The sequence below is a fragment of the Arthrobacter sp. B1I2 genome, assembly GCF_030816485.1.
Taxonomy (GTDB): Bacteria; Actinomycetota; Actinomycetes; order Actinomycetales; family Micrococcaceae; genus Arthrobacter.
In genome coordinates this window covers 355,313-371,944 of the sequence record NZ_JAUSYC010000001.1, presented here as the reverse complement: position 1 = coordinate 371,944, position 16,632 = coordinate 355,313, and the positions used below count along the sequence as shown (strand labels likewise).

Here is a 16,632-nt window from a genome sequence, read left to right as displayed (position 1 = left end):
GCAAAGGGAAGGCCGGCACTTTTGTGCCGGCCTTCCGTTCTGTTTCATGACGGGTGCGTCTCCAACGGGCCAAGGCCGGCGGCGCAAGGTCCCGCCGTCGGCCCTGTCACCACCGCGTCACCCTAGTACGCCTTGACCCGCTGCTCCACCACGAGGTGGATCAACGCGAACATGCCGTCCCTGTCAATGGCTGCCAGGGCGGCATCCAAAGCGGCCGGCACGTCCCGGTCCTCGGTCACGGTGACCCCGAATCCGCCGAATGCGCGAGCCATCAGCCCGAAATCGGGGTTTTTCAGCTGTGTTCCGGACACACGGGAAGGGTAGTGCCGCTCCTGGTGGGTCCGGATGGTGCCGTACTCCTGGTTGTCCATCACGATCACCAGGGGCGTGGCGCCATACTGGGCAGCGGTTGCCAGCTCCTGCCCGTTCATGAGGAACTCGCCGTCCCCTGCGATGGTGACCACGCGCCGTCGCGGTTCGGCCAGGGACGCGGCGATGGCAGAGGGGACGGAGTAGCCCATGGAACCGTTGCGCGCGCTGATCATGGACGCGTAACGGCGGGTGGGGAAATACCGGTGGGCCCAGTTGGTGTGTTCACCTGCACCGAACGTCACCAGTGCATCTTCAGGGAGCCGCGGGACGAGGTTGGCCATCAGGGTGTCCATCCGCGCCTGCCCTGCAGCCGGGGTAGCGGGAGGCAGCGCGGCAAAGCGCTCCTGCTCGGCGCGCATCCGGCCCGTCCAGGCCTTCCACTCTTCCTTCACCGGCAGGCTGATGTCCTTCAGTCCGCGCACGAACGCTTCCGGCTTGGCCAGGATCTGCCGCGACACCGGACCGGACCTTCCGCGCAGCGACGGGTCCACCGTGACCAGGAAATTCTGCTTGTTCCAGTCCTGCCGGCAGACGAAACCGTCCGTAATGACGTCCCCCGGCACTGTCCCCACAAATACCAGGAGGTCGGTCTCCTCCAGCAGGTCGTAGGTGGGGCGTGGCCGGCCGTAGCCGATGGGTCCCACATAGGAAGGCGAATCGAAGGGCACCGTTCCCTGCGTCCGCCATTCCGCCGCGGCCGGGATGTGGTGCCGTTCAAGCCACGCGGTGAGCCGGTCCGCGGCCTCCTGCGTCCAGTCGTTGCCGCCGGTGACGAAAAGGGGCCTGCTGGATTGTGCCAGCGCCGCTTCCAGGGCTGCCGCATCCGTGCTGCCCATGCCCCCGGCGGCCACGGGGATGGCAGGGTGCAGCACGGGGCTGACCTGCCGCCGGATGACGTCCTCGGGCAGGCCGACCACCACTGGCCCGGGCCTGCCGCTCATGGCCGCGAACATGGCTTCTGCAACGATCTCGGACGCCCGTTCCGGGTGGTCAAGGACCATCACCCGCTTGGCGCCGGTATCGAACCAGGACTTGATGTCGAACTCCTGGAACGCCTCGCGGTCCCGGTGGGCAAACGGGATCAGGCCCACGAAGAGCAGCATGGGGGTGGAGTCCTGCCATGCGGTGTGCAGCCCCACGTGGGCGTTGGCGGCACCGGGCCCGCGGGTCACCATCGCCACCCCGGGACGCTGGTTCAGCTTCCCGTCGGCCTCCGCCATGTACGCGGCGCCACCTTCGTGGCGGCAGACGATGGTGTCGATCTGCGAGCTGTGCAGGCCGTCCAGCACGTCCAGGAAGCTCTCGCCGGGAACCACGTAGGTCCGTTCCACGCCGTGTGCCACCAGCGAATCAACGATCACATGGCCGGCCGATTTCAGGGTGGGCACCGCGGGGTCCGCCGCCTTTGGCTGGGCGGCGTCCTGCTGGTCAGCGTCCTGTTGGTGATGGACGACGCCGGTGGGCCGGGCAGGGGAGGAGGACAGGGTGGACTGCGGCTCTGGTGTCATGTTCTTTCTCTAGCTCGGAAGTTGGCGGAAGTGGCGGGCTCAGGAGATGGGGGTGCGGTTGGCGATGACGGGAGACTTCCCGGTGTAGCCGTCGCGGGTTTCGGCGATGTGGCGGATGCGGGTGCGGCAGGCGTACCAGCCGATGATCATGAGGGTGGAGGCGATGGCGGTGACGAGCATGGTCAGGGGTGAGTCGATGAAGACCATGATGAGGACGCCGGCGAGGAAGAGCAGGGAGAGGTAGCCGGTGTAGGGGGCGCCGAACATGCGGAAGGAGGGGCGTTCGACCCAGCCTTTGTCGGCCCAGCGTTTGAGTTGGATCTGGCACAGGACGATGGTGGCCCAGGTCATGACGATGCCGACGGAGGCGATGTTGAGGACGATTTCGAAGGCTTCGGCGGGGACGAGGTAGTTCAGCGGGACGCCGAGGAGGGAGACGACGGCGGTGATGGCGATGCCGCCGTAGGGGACGCCTGCTTTGTTCATGCGGGAGGCGAAGCGGGGGGCGGAGCCGTTGACGGACATGGAGCGCAGGATCCGGCCGGTGGAGTAGAGCCCGGCGTTCAGGGAGGACAGGGCGGCGGTGAGGACCACGAGGTTCATGATGACGTCCACGCCCTGGACGCCGATGGAGCCGAAGAAGGTCACGAAGGGGCTGACGCCTTTTTGGTAGGCGGTGAAGGGCAGCAGCAGGGCCAGCAGGATCACGGAGCCGACGTAGAACACGGCGATCCGGAAGACCACGGAGTTGATGGCCTTGGGCATGATTTTTTCGGGGTTTTCGGTTTCGCCGGCGGCGGTGCCGACGAGTTCGATGGAGGCGTAGGCGAACAGGACGCCCTGCATGAGGATGATCATGGGCAGCAGGCCGTTGGGGAAGATCCCGCCGTTATCGGAGAGGAGGCTGAGGCCGACCTGTTGGCCGTCGACGGGGGTGCCGAAGATGACGAAGTAGGTGCCGATGATGAGGAACGCGACGAGGGCGGCGACCTTGATCAGGGCGAACCAGAATTCCATTTCGCCGAAGACTTTCACGGAGACCAGGTTCAGGGCCAGGACCACGAGGAGGGCGGTCAGTGCCCAGGCCCACTGCGGGACGTCGGCCATCCAGGGGATGTAGTTGCCGAAGAAGTGCATGTAGAGGGCGGCGGCGGTGATGTCCACGATGGTGGTGGTGGCCCAGTTGATCCAGTAGAACCAGCCGGAAACGAACGCGGCCTTTTCGCCGAAGAATTCGCGGGCGTAGGAGACGAAGGAGCCCGAGGAGGGCCGGTGCAGGACCAGTTCGCCCAGGGCCCGCAGGATCAGGAACGCGAAGAACCCGCAGACCGCGTAGGCGATGACCAGGGACGGGCCGGCGGCGTTGAGCCGGCCGCCGGCGCCCAGGAACAGGCCGGTACCGATCGCACCGCCGATCGCGATCATCTGGATCTGCCGGGGCTTGAGGTTCTTGTGGTAACCCTTGTCCTCCGCGTGCAGGGAGGTCTCAGACGCATGCGCGTGACCGCCGTCAATAATGTGGTCGAACTCAACCTCGTCATTGGGGCTGTTGGGCATGGGTATTCCTTTCGATCCGGGGAAGATCTGTCTGGGTGGGGAAAACTAGAAAACTGACCAGCCGGTGCGGTCGGAGAGGTCGGCAAGGGCTGCGGTACCTGCGAGGGAATTGCCTTTCGCATCCAGGCGCGGGCTCCAGACACAGATGGCGCACTGGCCCGGCACGATGACCAGGATGCCGCCGCCCACCCCGCTCTTGCCGGGCAGGCCCACACGGTAGGCGAATTCACCGGCGGCGTCGTACATGCCGCAGGTCAGCATGATGGAACCGATCCGCTTTGCCTCACTGCGGGACAACACCGTGCCGGCCGCTCCCTGGCCGTCGTTGGCTAGGAACAGTCCAGCCCTGGCCAACTCCCTGCAGGTCATCATGATGGAGCACTGGCGGACGTAGTTTTCCACCACGGATTCCGCAGGCTGCGCGAGGTTACCGAAGTCCTTCAGGAAGTGCGCCAGGGCAAGGTTGCGGCTGCTGGAGGCCAGTTCGCCGGTTGCTGCCGCCCCGTCAATGAACGGGCCCTGCTTGCCCGGCCCGGACTGTTGGCCCCCCGCCTGTTCGGTGAGGAACCGCAGGAGCTGCCCGGCGGCGTCGGACGTCTCTTCCATCAGGTGGTCGGTGACCACCAGGGCGCCGGCGTTGATGAAGGGGTTGCGCGGAATGCCGTGCTCGGCTTCGAGCTGGACCAGGGAGTTGAAGGCTGTTCCGGACGGTTCACGCAGCACCCGTGACCACAGCCGGGCGGATCGGCTGCCCTGCAGCGCCAGGGCCAGGGTGAACACTTTGGAGATGCTTTGGATGGAGAAGGGCACGTCGGCGTCGCCGGAGCAAAAGACTTCACCGGAGGTGGTGGCGACGGCTATCCCGAACCGGTCGAAAGGGACGCTGGCCAGGAAGGGGATGTTGCCGGGTACCGCACCCGTTTCCTTCCGCGGCCGATGCTGCCGGACGAGGTCCTCAAGGAGGAGGCCAAGGGGCGGTGCGCTGAGTGTCGTGCTCATTTCCTGCCTGGATTGTCGTTGGATGCGGCCCACTCCTGAAGATGGAGCAGGGCCACTAAAGAGTCGCGGGGGTTGCCGAAGTCCAGGCCGGTGACCCGGACAGCCTTGGCAACGCGGTAATAGACGGTGTTCTTGTGCAGGTTCATCCGTTTGGCGCATTCGGCGACATCGAAGGAGGCGTCGAAATATGCCTGCAGGGTTGTTGCAAGTTCGGCGTCACCGTGCAGCAGTGCAGCCAGGCTGCGGTGCCGGAAAGGTGCATCGTGGAAGTTGCCCACCGCCTGGCGGTAGAGGATTTCCGCTTCGAAGTCGTCAACTGTGGCCACTGACCCGTCCTCCGCGCCGCGCACGCAGGCCAGCAGGGCTTCGGTGATGCCGGTGGCGGTGTGGATGGACAGCAGGTCCGGGACCAACGGTCCCACAGCGGCGGACGGAGTGATCCCGAGGTGTTTGCGGGCATCCCGGACGATTGCTTCGGCGAGGGCGCGCAGTCCCGTTTCCGCCGTGCCGGACTGCAGGTCCGGCAGGATGATGGCGGTGTCGCCATTGAACTGTCCGACGACGGCGGACGCTTTGTAGGCCGCGGCGTGGATGGAAGCAAGATTGGCCAGCTCCCCGTGCTTCAGCGCGGCGTCTTCAGCCCGGGAATCGGCGTCGGACATCCCGATCAGCAGCAGGGCCGCGGGACGCTCCGACGGGATCTTGCCGCTGTGTGCGCTGGCGGCGGCTTCCGCCGGGCCGGACAGGATCCGCGCGATCCTGTCCTCCCGCATGTGGACGGACTGCTGGTTGCGGTAGCGGATGAGCTCAGCGGAAACCCGCGCCGCGGACCCGGTGAGCACATATTCGACGTCCGGGCCGAAGCCCTCGCCGGTTTCCTGCAGCCAGATGTAACCCATGATCCGTTCGCCGGCGAAGAGTGCGATGGCCACCCGTTCCCGCAGGCCGTCCTGGGGCCGGGCGGGTACGCGGACCGGCTGGCGGGTGCGGTGGAGCTCCCGGTAGGCGCCGAGGTCCTTGAGCAGCAGTTCGTACTTCCGCGGACCGCGGCGCGCCAGGATGGAAGCTTTCCGGAGTTCATCGATGTCGTTGGTCACGGTGGAGTAGGCGAGGACCTTATTGGCCGCATCCTCAACCAGGACGTGGCTGGAGGTCAGCCGGGCCGTTGTCTGGGCGATGGCGAACAGGTCTTCCTCGAGCAATGTCAACACTTCGCTCTGGTAGCTGCGCGGCTGGATCCGGTCCTTGGCAATCGAGAGCAGGCGGTCCCAGTCAGCAGCAGGGTCCACCAGCAGGAGTCCGGAACCGGCTGTGCCGAGGAGTTCTTCCGCCTCGGCCAGGTCTTCGCGGTTGCCCTTTACCGCCACCACCTGCGGAGGGTTGTCCAGGAGGCGCCGGAGGGCGGGCAGCGCAGAGCGGCCGCGGACCCCGATGAGCAGGACAAACGCCCCGGCGGCGTGTACTCCCTCATCGTCGGCGTCGACAATCAGGAACCGCTCAATGGCCGGCGCCGAAGGGTCGGGCCGGAGGATGAGGCTGGCGAAGCCAAGGGGGAGATCCGAGAGGATGTCATCCACCGTAACCGCGGCCATGGGTTTTCCTTTTGCGTCGATCCCACCGGACGGCTCTGTCCGGTCACCTCATCGTATCCAGCGCAGGGATCACTGATTATGGAACCTGATCCAAGCCTTCAGCCCCGTTTTTGGTTTCCGGTCCATGGAAGGGCTGTACCCTGAACCCATCGTCCGAGGGCCTCCATCCGAAAAGTTGTTCAACAATACCTTGCCAAGATTGTTCAACAACCTGTATCGTCGCTGGGGATGATAATTGTGACTCCGGTCACCTAAGGCAATGGATGGAACCATGGCAGAACCCGGCATCAAACTGAACCTGAGCACTTCCGCCCGGCGCACGGCGCTTCTCGGCGCCATGTTCCTCATGGCCACCAGCGCCATCGGACCGGGCTTCATCACCCAGACCACGGTGTTCACAGCCCAGATCGGGGCCGCGTTCGCCTTCGCGATCCTGGCCTCGATCCTGATCGACATCGCAGTACAAATGAATGTCTGGCGGGTTATCGGCGTAAGCGGGCTCCGGGCACAGGAGCTTGGCAACAAGGTCCTTCCGGGCGTCGGCTGGTTGCTCTCCGGCCTGGTGTTCCTTGGCGGTGTGGTCTTCAACATCGGAAACATCGCCGGCACCGGCCTCGGAGCCAACGCAATGATGGGTGTGGATCCGAAGGTGGGCGGTGCCGTCTCGGCCATCGTCGCCATCCTGGTCTTCCTCAGCAAGAAGGCCGGCATGGCGCTGGACCGGATCGTGGTGCTGCTGGGCGCCGTCATGATCCTGCTGATGATCTACGTGGCCATCGTCGCGGCCCCGCCGCTGGGAGAGGCGCTGAAGAACACGATCCTTCCAGAGAAGGTGGACTTCCTCATCATCACCACCCTGGTTGGCGGCACCGTGGGCGGCTACATCACCTACGCCGGCGCCCACCGTATGCTCGACTCCGGCGCCACCGGTATCCGGCACGTCAAGGAGATCACCCGCAGCTCCATCCTGGGCATCCTGACCACCGGCCTGATGCGCGTGCTGCTCTTCCTGGCCATCCTCGGCGTTGTGGCCGGCGGGACCGTGCTCACCAGCAACAACATGGCGGCCGAGGCCTTCGGCGCAGCCGCCGGTGAAATCGGCCTCCGGATGTTCGGTGTGGTCCTTTGGGCCGCTGCCATCACCTCGGTGATCGGCGCCGCCTTCACCTCCGTCTCCTTTATCACCTCCTCCCGCACACCGGAGCGCAAGCGGAATCTCATCACCGTCGCGTTCATTGCCGGCTGCGCCATTGCGTACGTCTTCCTCGGCCAGGCGCCCCAGCAGCTGCTGATCTTCGCCGGCGCTTTCAACGGGCTGATCCTGCCGGTGGGCTTTGCGCTCCTGCTCTGGGTTGCCTGGCGCCGCCGCGATCTGATGCAGGGTTACGCCTACCCCAAGTGGCTGCTCCTGATCGGTACCGCCGCCTGGATCCTCACCGTGTTCCTCGGCTGGACTTCGATCATGGGGCTGGCAAAGCTGTGGGCATGATGGACCGCTCCAGCATCCTCCCCGCTGCGGCGCGCGAAGCGTTCCGCGGCGGGCTGGTGGAACCGACGTCGGGCTGGTCCCGCGGTTACGCGCAGGCGAACGTCCTTGCCATTCCCCGGGACCACGCCTTCGATTTCCTGCTGTTCGCCCAGCGCAATCCCAAGCCCTGCCCCATCCTGGGTATCCTCGAGCCCGGCGAAACCAGCGGCCCGCTGCTGGCCGGCGGGGACATCCGCACGGACGTGCCGAAGTACACGGTGTACCGCGACGGGGAGAAAGTAGACGAGCCCACCGACATCACCGGCCACTGGCGTGATGACCTGGTGACGTTCCTGATCGGCTGTTCCTTCACGTTCGAGGCTGCCCTGCAGGACGGCGGCATCGGCATAGCCCACATCGAGCAGGGCGTGAATGTGCCGATGTACCGCACCAACCGCCAGTGCGCCCCCGCAGGCGCCATGTCCGGGCCGATGGTGGTCTCCATGCGCCCCGTCCCCGCCTCGCAGGTGGCCGACGCGGTGCGCATCACGTCCCGCTACCCGGCCGTGCACGGCGCGCCGGTGCACGTGGGCAACCCGCAGGAACTGGGCATCAGCGACCTGGGCCGGCCGGACTTTGGTGACGCCGTGGACATTCCGGACGGCCATATTCCGGTGTTCTGGGCTTGCGGAGTCACGCCGCAGGCTGCCGTGATGCAGTCCCGGCCGCCGCTGGCTATCGGCCACGCGCCGGGCCACATGCTCATTACCGACGCCAGGGACAGCGATTACCTGATTCCCTGAACTTGGCGCTACCAAGCCGGGAGGGGCCTGCACCAACCGGTGCAGGCCCCTCCCGACTTAAGAATCCGCTCAGTGCCCCGTGCCGGCCAGGTGCCCCAGCAGTTCGGCTTCAGCCGCGTCGAGGTAAATGCGCAGCCCGGCCGCCGCTTCTTCCCGCTCGCCGGCGCGGAGCCGCTTCACGAGCTCCACATTGCGCTCCACATAGTGGCTATGGAAGTCGGGGGCTGACGCCATGGCATGGAACACCAGCCGCATTTCGGCGAGCACGCGGTCCATCAGCTCCTGCAGGGTGGCGCTTCCCGTCAGGCCCACCACCGCACGGTGGAGGGCCTGGTTGGCGTCTGCCATGTCCGTGACGGAACCGGCGTTCCGGGCATCCTGGGCGCGCTGGACGATGGTTTCCATGTCGTCCAGGATCTTCGGCGAGAGCCCGCCCCAGAGCACGGCTGCCGGTTCGATGGTGCGGCGGATGCGGTAGATTTCACGCACCTCCTCCGCGCCAGGCGACGCCACAAAGACGCCACGGTTGGGAATGCGCGTGACCATGGACTCGCCTGCAAGGATGGTGAAGGCCTGCCGCAGGGTATTGCGCGAAACGCCCAGCGAGGTGGACAGCGCCTGTTCGGACAGTTTTGACCCGGGGGTCAGTTCGCCCGCGGCGATGCGGCTCCGCAGCACGGAGGCGATCCATGCCGTGGTGTGCGCGTGTTCTGCAGCGCCGTGTGTCCCGGTGTCCATGTCCGTGCCCCCCGTTTTCGTCAACACCCGATGTTAGCTGACCGTCCCCAGCACTTCGCCACGGACGACGACGGCCCCCGGTTCCTGTTCACCGCGGCGGAAGGTGCCGGCCGCGGAAGCGGCAACAACGGTTTCCATCTTCATCGCCTCAACGATGGCGAGCGGCTGGTCGGCACCCACTTCGGCGCCGTCGTCGGCCAGCCATTTGACCAGGTTGCCGCCCATCGGTGCCGTCACCTTGCCGTTGGCTGCGCCGTCACTGCCGTGGTCGCCGTCGGCATCCTCCCGGGCGCGGTGCGATGCCGCACCGCCGCCGTGCATCAGTGCGGCATAAACCTGTGCCGGAAGTCCCAGCTGGACAGCCTTGCCGTCGATTTCCACGGTGAGCGTTTCGCGCCGCGCCACGGGCCCGGCAATTCCGCTCTTCAGTGAGGCCGCGAGCCGGCCGGAGAACTCGGATTCAATCCATGTGGTGTAGACGCCCAGCCGGTCCGGTGCCGTGAAATCCGGGTCCCGCACTACGGCGCGGTGGAACGGGACCACCGTGGGCACGCCTTCGATCCGCAGTTCGTCCAATGCTGCACGGGCACGGCGCAGCGCCTGCGCCCGGTCCTCGCCGCGGACGATCAGCTTGGCCATCAGGGAGTCGTATTCGGCCGGGATGACGGAGCCGGACCGGACCCCGGAGTCGACCCGGATGCCCGGGCCGGTGGGTGCTTCGAAAACGTCCACGGGGCCGGGGGAGGGCAGGAAGCCGCGGCCGGCGTCTTCGGCGTTCAGCCGGAATTCGATGGCGTGGCCGGTGGGCTGGGGATCCTCCATGATGGAGAGCGGCAGGCCGGCGGCGATGCGGAACTGTTCGCGCACCAGATCGATGCCGGAGGTTTCCTCGGTGACCGGGTGTTCCACCTGCAGGCGGGTGTTGACCTCCAGGAAGGAGATGACGCCGTCAGGTGCCACCAGGTACTCCACAGTGCCGGCTCCGGTGTAGCCGGCTTCCCGGCAGATGGCGCGGGCGGACTCGTGAATGCGGCTGCGCTGCTCCGGTGTGAGGAACGGTGCGGGTGCTTCTTCCACCAGCTTCTGGTGGCGGCGCTGGAGTGAGCAGTCGCGGGTGCCCACCACCACCACGTTTCCATGCGTGTCGGCGATGACCTGGGCCTCGACGTGGCGGGGCCGGTCCAGGAAGCGCTCCACGAAGCATTCGCCGCGGCCGAAGGCTACGGTTGCCTCACGCACCGCGGAGTCGAACGCGTCGTCGATGTCCTCCATCCGGTAGGCGATCTTCAGGCCGCGGCCGCCGCCGCCGAAGGCCGCCTTGATGGCGACCGGAACGCCGTGATGTGCGGCAAACGCCCGGACCTCGTCGGCGTCCGCGACAGGTCCGTCCGACCCGGGGACCAGCGGGGCACCGGCGCGGACGGCAATCTCCCGCGCGGTCACCTTGTTGCCGAGGCTCCGGATGGCTTCCGGCGACGGGCCCACCCAGGTGAGCCCGGCATCGAGCACTGCCTGCGCGAAGTCGGCGTTCTCGGACAGGAAGCCGTAGCCGGGATGGACGGCGTCAGCGCCGGCGCGGGTCGCCGCGGCAAGGAGCTTTTCGATGTTCAGGTAGGTCTCGGCACTGGCGGAACCGTCCAGCGGGTAGGCCTCGTCGCTGAGGCGCACGTGCAGGGCATCGGCATCGGGATCCGAGTAGACGGCGACGGACGCCAGGCCCGCATCGGCGCAGGCGCGGGCGATCCGGACGGCGATCTCGCCGCGGTTGGCGATCAGGACTTTTTTCATGGCTGCTTCTTTCACAGGCTGTTTGCGACAGGCGTGGGAGTGGTGGGTTGTGGCTGCTGCAGGGCCCCGGGCCGGAGCGGCTCCATAGTCCCCGGATCCACGGCCTGGAAACGGATGAGGGCGCCGGGCGGAAGCTGCGCCGCCACCGGCAGGTCTTCCGGGACGACGACGGCGATCACGGGGTACCCGCCGGTCACAGGGTGGTCGGCGAGGAAGAGGACGGGAAGGCCCGACGGCGGCACCTGCAGCGAGCCGGCGACCACGCCTTCGCTGGGCAGTTCCTCTGTCCGTGAGCGTTCCAGCGGCGTCCGGCCAGCTGTTGTATCCAGCCGCACGCCGATCCGGTTGGACTCGGCGGTGACCGTCCAGTCCTGCCCGGTCAGGGCCGCGAGGGACTGCGGGGTGAACCAGTCGTCGCGGGGACCGGGAGTAACGCGGAGCACCACCGGGGCGCTGCCGGTCCCGCCCTGGTTGAGGCCCGGATGCAGGGTTGGCGGTTCGGGCTGGCCCACCACGCGGCCCCGGTCTGCGGGGCCGACCGGCAGCACGGTTCCGGCGGCCAGCGGAGATGGTCCGATCCCGGACATCAGGTCCGTGGACCTGCTGCCCAGCACCGGGGGCACGTCAATTCCGCCGCGGACGGCAAGGTAAGTGCGCAGGCCTGCCGCCGGCATGCCGAGGTGGAGGCTCTCACCGTCGTGCAGCGGGAAGGGGGCGTACATCGGGGCCGGGCGGCTGCCGCTTCCGGACCGGATCTCGGCTTCCGCGGGGGCGCCGGTGAGTGCGGCTGTCAGTTCGCCGCGGGAACGTACGGACAGGCCGCCCAGAACGGTTTCGAGCACGGCGTCACCCGGCAGGTTCCCCACCAGCCGGTTCGCCTGGCGGGCGCCCGCGGCGTCGGCAGCGCCTGCGGGGGAGACGCCCAGGTCACCGAAGCCGGGACGGCCAAGGTCCTGGATGAGGGACTGCGGGCCGGGTGTGATGATCTCCAGGGCGGGGGCGCCGGCGGCCATGTCACGGCCGGCAGGGTTGCCCTGCTGTCCGGCAGGTTCGGTGACTTCCACGACTTCCCGCACTGCGACATACCGGACGGTGCTCCCTGGCCGGAGCAAGGCAGGCTGTTCACGGTCCAGGTCCCACATCCGGGCGGCAGTGCGTCCGATCAGCTGCCAGCCGCCGGGGGAGCGCCGCGGGTACACAGCGGAGAAATTGCCGGCCAGGGCCACGGAACCGGCGGGAACGGCGGTCCGCGGCGAGCTGCGCCGCGGAACAGTCAATGCGTCAGTTTCGCCTACCAGGTAGGCGAAGCCGGGGGCGAACCCACCGAACGCCGCTGTCCACAACTGCCCGGTGTGCACGGCGATCACACCGTCGGCACCCAGCCCGGTAAGCCTGCCCACTTCGGCGAGGTCATCGCCGTCGTATACCACCTCTATCCGGACCGGATCGGCGCCGGCGGCGTCCACCGCGGCCGTCTCCCTGTCCATAATGGCAACGGCGGCACGGGCCGCCTGTGCCGAGGCGCGCGAATCGAAAACCGCCAGGACGGTCCGTGCGGCGGCCAGGACATCCACCTGGCCGGGCAAGGGCGTCTCCTGCAAACGGGCGTGGACGGCCAGGACCGTTTCCAGGGAGTCGAGTTCGATGAGGAGGGCGCGGGGCCCGGCCCAGCGGATGTGGGGGGAGCTCACACGAAGCTCCGGATTGCCACGCCGGCGGCTTCCAGTTCCCGCCGCACCGCGGCGGCCATGGAAACGGCGCCGGCGGTGTCGCCGTGGAGGCAGATGCTCTCCGCTTCCGCCTTGATGGCGGACCCGTCGCGGGCAATGATGGTCCCCTCGGTGGCCAGCCGGACCATGTTGGCGGCGACGGCGTCCTCGTCGTGGAGGACGGCGCCGCTTTCGCGCCGGGAGACCAGGGTCCCGTCAGGGTTGTAGGCGCGGTCCGCGAACGCTTCAGCCACGCCGCGAAGCCCGGCCGCCTCGGCGCGGGCGAGGGCTACGGAGCCGGGGAGCAGGAGCAGCGGCAGGTCGCCGCCGAAGGCCTTGACCGCGTCCACGACGGCCTGGGCATGCGTTTCGTGCGTGACGATGGTGTTGTAGAGGGCGCCGTGCGGTTTGACGTAGCGGATGCGGCCGCCCGCGGCGGCGGCAAGTGCGTTAAGGGCACCCAGCTGGTAGAGGACATCATCCGCCAGTTCGGTAGCGGAGCAGTCCACGAAACGTCGGCCGAAGCCGGCAAGATCGCGGTAGCCCACGTGCGCGCCGATGACGACGCCTGCCGCGACGGCGTCCCGGCAGGTGCGGGCGATGGTGGACGGATCCCCGGCGTGGAAGCCGCAGGCGACGTTGGCGCTGGAAACCGAGCGGAAGATTGCTGCGTCATCGCCCATGGTCCAGTTGCCAAAGGATTCCCCGACGTCGCTGTTGAGGTCAATGTAGGCCATAGTGATTCTCGTCTCGTTGAAGTGGTCTCTCTAGGATGCACGAGAATCAAGGATTGTTCAACAATCTTGGGCCGGGATTTTGTCAAAAGGGCGCCCGATCCGCCGTCGCGCTTTACTCCTATGCTGGTGGGATGGACCACTCCACGCCCCGCGCCCAAGAAACACCACCGCTGGATGCCCGGGACCTGGCGGTGGCCGTCCTGGATATCTCGTTCGAGGTGCGGCGGAAATCCCATGAGGGGACGGGGGTCCTTCCCTTGTCCAGTGGGGTGCTGGACGTTATCCGGGTGATTGAACGGCATCCTGGAATCAACGTGGCGGAGGTGGCGGCCAGGCTGGGGCGGCAGCTGAGCAACGTCAGCGCCCAGTTGCGTGAGCTCGTAGCCCTGGGCCTGGTCACGAGGGCCCGCGATGCCTTGGATAAGCGGTATGTTGCCCTGCACCCCACGCCGGAGTCGGTCCGCATCAAGACCCTGCTCGAGGGGGCGTGGGCGGACACGCTGGCCGCCGCGGGCAGCCGGCTGCAGCCGGATGATCGCGAGCAGCTGGCAGCCGCGTTGCCCGCATTGCAGCGGCTTGCGTCCGTCCTGGCCCAGCCGGAGTAGGCCCGTCTGCCCTCATTCACACGTATCCTCCCATATAGTTATACTTATATAAGTAAAGCTACTGATGTGGAGATTTGAATGACGACACAACTGGCGGATCCGCCGCAAACGGCGGCAGCCAAAGCAAGAGGAAAATGGTGGGCGCTCGTCTTCCTCGCCCTGGCCCAGTTCATGGTGGTCCTGGACGGCACCATCGTGAACCTGGCCCTCCCGCGCCTGCAGGCCGAGATGGGGATCAGCGACTCCACGCGAGCCTGGGTGGTGACCGCCTATGCTCTGGCTCTGGGAGCATTCCTGCTGCTGGGCGGCCGGATCGCGGACTTTTGGGGCCGGAAGCGCGCCTTCATTACGGCCTCTACCGGGTTTGCTCTGGCATCGCTTGCCGGCGGGCTCGCCCAGGCACCTTGGGAACTGATCAGCGCCCGCGCGCTTCAGGGGCTTTTCGCGGCTCTCCTGGCCCCGGCAGCCCTGGCCCTGCTCACGGTGTCCTTCCCGGGAGGGAAGGAGCGCGGCACGGCCTTCGCGGTCTTCGGCTCCATCAGTGGGGTGGGTGCAGCCGCCGGGGTCCTGCTGGGCGGGTTCCTTACGGATTACGTCTCCTGGCGCTGGTGCTTCTTCGTCAACGTTCCCATTGCTGCCATCGCCCTGGTGGGAGTGTGGAAGCGCGTGCAGGAAAGCAAAGCCGGAGGGTCCACCAAATACGACTGGCCGGGGGTTGCCATGGCGGCGTTCGGGCTTGGATCCCTGGTTTACGGCTTCACCAATGCGGAACACGGCTGGGCGGCGCCTGAGACCTGGGGCTTCATCCTGGCCGGCGTGGCACTCATGGCGATGTTCGTCGTCGTCGAAAGGCGTGTCAAGCACCCCTTGCTGCCCCTTCGCGTTGCCTCTGAGCGCAACCGTGCAGCAGCCTTCCTGGCGTCCTTCCTGGCCGGAGCCGTCCTGATTGGCGGCATTCTTTTCATCAACTTCTACATCCAGATTGTGCTGGGCTTCGCGCCATTCATCGCAGGGGTTGCGTCCCTGCCCATGACGGTGGTGCTGATCGTGACGGCCGGGATCACGGCCAAAAACCTGCCGGTCCTCGGTCCGAAAATCCCCACCGCCGTCGGGCCGATCTTCATGGCCGCGGCAATGCTCTGGCTGACCCAGGTGCGGGCAGACGGAAGCTACCTGGTGAACATGCTGCCGGCGTTGATCCTGCTGGGCATCGGGCTGGGCCTGGTCTTCGTCCCCATGCAGAATCTTGCGCTCTTCGGAGTGGACAAGGACGACGCCGGGGTGGCCAGTGCGCTGGTCAACGCGTCACAGCAGATTGGCGGCTCCCTCGGGATCGCCTTGTTCAGTACGGTTGCGGCCGCAGCCACTGCCGCCGCGGGCGGCGCGCCCATGGAGGCTTTGTCCGACGGTTATTCTGCGGTGTTCTGGTGGGCCGCCGGCTTTGCCGTCCTGATCGCACCCATTGCACTGCTGCTGATCAACATCAGCAGGAGCACCTTCAGCGGCGCAACCTCCTCTGACACACCGGCGGTCCACCTGTAGGGGCAGGCTGCAGGCGTGCCGCCCGCCCTTATTGGGCCGGCGCGGGACCGGTGGATTCCCGGACGGTCAGGTGGGTGGGCATGACGGCCAGCTGGCGGGTGGCGCTTCCCGACAGCGGGTTGAGCTGGGCCAGCAGCATGGACACCGCCACCCTGCCCGCCTGCTCTATGGGGCTGGAGATGGTGGTCAGCGGCGGATTGCAGAAGTCCGCGCCGAAGATATCGTCCGATCCGATGATGCTCATGTCCTGGGGCACGCGGATGCCGCGGGCCTGCAGGCGCTGCAGCATGCCGATGGCCAGCAGGTCGTTGAAAACGATGCAGGCTGTTGCGCCCGTCCTTACTGCAGCGTCCGCGGCCGCAGCGCCTGACGTGGTCTTGGGTGTGTAGGGCCCAATCCGGTGGACCTCCATCCCACGTTTTGTCGCGTCCTCCTCGAAGACTTTCCAGCGCATCCGGTTGGACCACGAGGTGGGCGGCCCGGAGACGTAGCAGACTTTATGGTGGCCCAGCGAGGCCAGATGCTCCAGGGCCTGGATGATGGCCGATGGCGTATCGATCATCACCGTCGGGGCACTGGTGGAGGCACGGTTGAATGTCACCAGCGGCTGTGTCCGCGAGACCTCCGCCAGTTGGGCGTCCGTCAGGCGCGAGGCCGCAAGGATGAAGCCGTCGGCGGACTTGCGCATCTTGTGCAATGCATCCAGTTCCATCTCACTGGACTCCTCGGTATCGACCAGGAGCTGGGTAACGCCGGCGGCTTTGAGTTGGTGTTGGGTGCCGCGGATGATGTCGAAGTAGAACGGATTGGTGATGTCGGGTACCAGTACGGCCACGGCGTTGGTCCGTCCGGAGCTAAGCCCGCGCGCCTGCGAGCTCGGCACGTAGTTGAGTTCCGCTGCAGCTTCTTCAATGCGGACGCGTGTCCGGTGATTTACCCGGTCCGGCCGCGAAAGGGCCCGTGACACCGTGGATGTAGCTACTCCGGCCAGCTCGGCCACATCCCGGATCGTGGGCGGGCGGTCCTGCCGGGAGCTTGCGTCAAAGGGGCCCCGGGGACTGGCTTCACTCGGTGGATTAGCCATAGCCGACCTTCCCTCTCTGGCTGGAGAACGCGTCATTGGCTGTTTTACGCCTGCGTGCACTTGGTTCTCGTTCCTCCAATCACACCACTTATGGCAACTTTTGGCAACCGCTTGCCGCAACCTTTCCAAT

General features: G+C 66.8%; 13 protein-coding genes. 4 read left to right on the top strand and 9 right to left on the bottom strand.

From position 1 onward, the window contains the following. Positions 1–122 precede the first annotated feature (122 nt). The 4 genes from QFZ57_RS01645 to QFZ57_RS01630 are packed head-to-tail and all read right to left on the bottom strand — an operon-like array spanning position 123 to position 6,028. Positions 123–1,880, bottom strand: coding sequence for a thiamine pyrophosphate-dependent enzyme (locus QFZ57_RS01645; protein WP_306897470.1), 1,758 nt, complete (start codon positions 1,878–1,880; stop codon positions 123–125). Positions 1,881–1,919: 39 nt separating this feature from the next. Continuing rightward, the gene (locus QFZ57_RS01640) at positions 1,920–3,437 is read right to left on the bottom strand and encodes an amino acid permease (RefSeq protein WP_306897468.1); all 1,518 of its coding nucleotides are present in this window, start codon (positions 3,435–3,437) and stop codon (positions 1,920–1,922) included. 45 nt (positions 3,438–3,482) lie between these two features. After that, a complete protein-coding gene (locus QFZ57_RS01635; RefSeq protein ID WP_306897466.1) occupies positions 3,483–4,436 on the bottom strand; it encodes a glutaminase in 954 nt (317 codons plus the stop codon). Continuing rightward, the gene (locus QFZ57_RS01630; protein ID WP_306897463.1) at positions 4,433–6,028 is read right to left on the bottom strand and encodes a PucR family transcriptional regulator; all 1,596 of its coding nucleotides are present in this window, start codon (positions 6,026–6,028) and stop codon (positions 4,433–4,435) included. Before QFZ57_RS01630 ends, QFZ57_RS01635 begins: the two co-directional genes overlap by 4 nt. Positions 6,029–6,299: 271 nt before the next feature. On the opposite strand from QFZ57_RS01630, the gene QFZ57_RS01625 reads away from it, so the two are divergent. Both QFZ57_RS01625 and QFZ57_RS01620 read left to right on the top strand, forming a co-directional pair. Continuing rightward, the gene (locus QFZ57_RS01625; RefSeq protein ID WP_306897462.1) at positions 6,300–7,517 is read left to right on the top strand and encodes an NRAMP family divalent metal transporter; all 1,218 of its coding nucleotides are present in this window, start codon (positions 6,300–6,302) and stop codon (positions 7,515–7,517) included. Then, positions 7,514–8,299: a putative hydro-lyase gene (locus tag QFZ57_RS01620; RefSeq protein ID WP_306628743.1), complete on the top strand. Its 786-nt coding sequence runs from the start codon at positions 7,514–7,516 to the stop codon at positions 8,297–8,299. Before QFZ57_RS01625 ends, QFZ57_RS01620 begins: the two co-directional genes overlap by 4 nt. A gap of 69 nt (positions 8,300–8,368) precedes the next feature. Here QFZ57_RS01620 and QFZ57_RS01615 read toward each other — a convergent pair whose 3' ends face one another. From QFZ57_RS01615 to QFZ57_RS01600, 4 genes are read right to left on the bottom strand one after another with little or no spacing between them, the layout of a single operon-like run. After that, positions 8,369–9,037 carry a GntR family transcriptional regulator gene (locus QFZ57_RS01615; protein WP_306901499.1) on the bottom strand — a complete coding sequence of 223 codons (669 nt, stop codon included), beginning with the start codon at positions 9,035–9,037 and terminating at the stop codon, positions 8,369–8,371. A 33-nt stretch (positions 9,038–9,070) separates the two neighbouring features. Further along, complete coding sequence (locus QFZ57_RS01610) at positions 9,071–10,825, bottom strand: acetyl/propionyl/methylcrotonyl-CoA carboxylase subunit alpha (RefSeq protein ID WP_306897459.1); 1,755 nt, start codon at positions 10,823–10,825, stop codon at positions 9,071–9,073. Positions 10,826–10,836: 11 nt separating this feature from the next. Further along, entirely contained in the window at positions 10,837–12,516 is a 1,680-nt protein-coding gene (locus QFZ57_RS01605) for an urea amidolyase family protein (RefSeq protein WP_306897457.1), read from the bottom strand. Then, entirely contained in the window at positions 12,513–13,271 is a 759-nt protein-coding gene (locus QFZ57_RS01600) for a LamB/YcsF family protein (RefSeq protein ID WP_306628740.1), read from the bottom strand. Before QFZ57_RS01600 ends, QFZ57_RS01605 begins: the two co-directional genes overlap by 4 nt. Positions 13,272–13,402: 131 nt before the next feature. Between QFZ57_RS01600 and QFZ57_RS01595 the strand changes: the two genes are divergently transcribed. Both QFZ57_RS01595 and QFZ57_RS01590 read left to right on the top strand, forming a co-directional pair. Continuing rightward, complete coding sequence (locus QFZ57_RS01595; RefSeq protein ID WP_306628739.1) at positions 13,403–13,876, top strand: MarR family winged helix-turn-helix transcriptional regulator; 474 nt, start codon at positions 13,403–13,405, stop codon at positions 13,874–13,876. 78 nt (positions 13,877–13,954) lie between these two features. Then, entirely contained in the window at positions 13,955–15,418 is a 1,464-nt protein-coding gene (locus QFZ57_RS01590; RefSeq protein WP_306897453.1) for an MFS transporter, read from the top strand. A gap of 28 nt (positions 15,419–15,446) precedes the next feature. Here QFZ57_RS01590 and QFZ57_RS01585 read toward each other — a convergent pair whose 3' ends face one another. Next, positions 15,447–16,502: a LacI family DNA-binding transcriptional regulator gene (locus QFZ57_RS01585; protein ID WP_306897452.1), complete on the bottom strand. Its 1,056-nt coding sequence runs from the start codon at positions 16,500–16,502 to the stop codon at positions 15,447–15,449. Positions 16,503–16,632 lie beyond the last annotated feature (130 nt).

Bases quoted from the DNA above. Each gene is read 5' to 3' on its own strand.
- QFZ57_RS01635 (WP_306897466.1), bottom strand. From the start codon at position 4,436: ATGAGCACGACACTCAGCGCACCGCCCCTTGGCCTCCTCCTTGAGGAC.
- QFZ57_RS01630 (WP_306897463.1), bottom strand. From the start codon at position 6,028: ATGGCCGCGGTTACGGTGGATGACATCCTCTCGGATCTCCCCCTTGGC.
- QFZ57_RS01600 (WP_306628740.1), bottom strand. From the start codon at position 13,271: ATGGCCTACATTGACCTCAACAGCGACGTCGGGGAATCCTTTGGCAAC.
- QFZ57_RS01585 (WP_306897452.1), bottom strand. From the start codon at position 16,502: ATGGCTAATCCACCGAGTGAAGCCAGTCCCCGGGGCCCCTTTGACGCA.
- QFZ57_RS01645 (WP_306897470.1), bottom strand. From the start codon at position 1,880: ATGACACCAGAGCCGCAGTCCACCCTGTCCTCCTCCCCTGCCCGGCCC.
- QFZ57_RS01610 (WP_306897459.1), bottom strand. From the start codon at position 10,825: ATGAAAAAAGTCCTGATCGCCAACCGCGGCGAGATCGCCGTCCGGATC.
- QFZ57_RS01620 (WP_306628743.1), top strand. From the start codon at position 7,514: ATGATGGACCGCTCCAGCATCCTCCCCGCTGCGGCGCGCGAAGCGTTC.
- QFZ57_RS01595 (WP_306628739.1), top strand. From the start codon at position 13,403: ATGGACCACTCCACGCCCCGCGCCCAAGAAACACCACCGCTGGATGCC.
- QFZ57_RS01590 (WP_306897453.1), top strand. From the start codon at position 13,955: ATGACGACACAACTGGCGGATCCGCCGCAAACGGCGGCAGCCAAAGCA.
- QFZ57_RS01640 (WP_306897468.1), bottom strand. From the start codon at position 3,437: ATGCCCAACAGCCCCAATGACGAGGTTGAGTTCGACCACATTATTGAC.
- QFZ57_RS01615 (WP_306901499.1), bottom strand. From the start codon at position 9,037: ATGGACACCGGGACACACGGCGCTGCAGAACACGCGCACACCACGGCA.
- QFZ57_RS01625 (WP_306897462.1), top strand. From the start codon at position 6,300: ATGGCAGAACCCGGCATCAAACTGAACCTGAGCACTTCCGCCCGGCGC.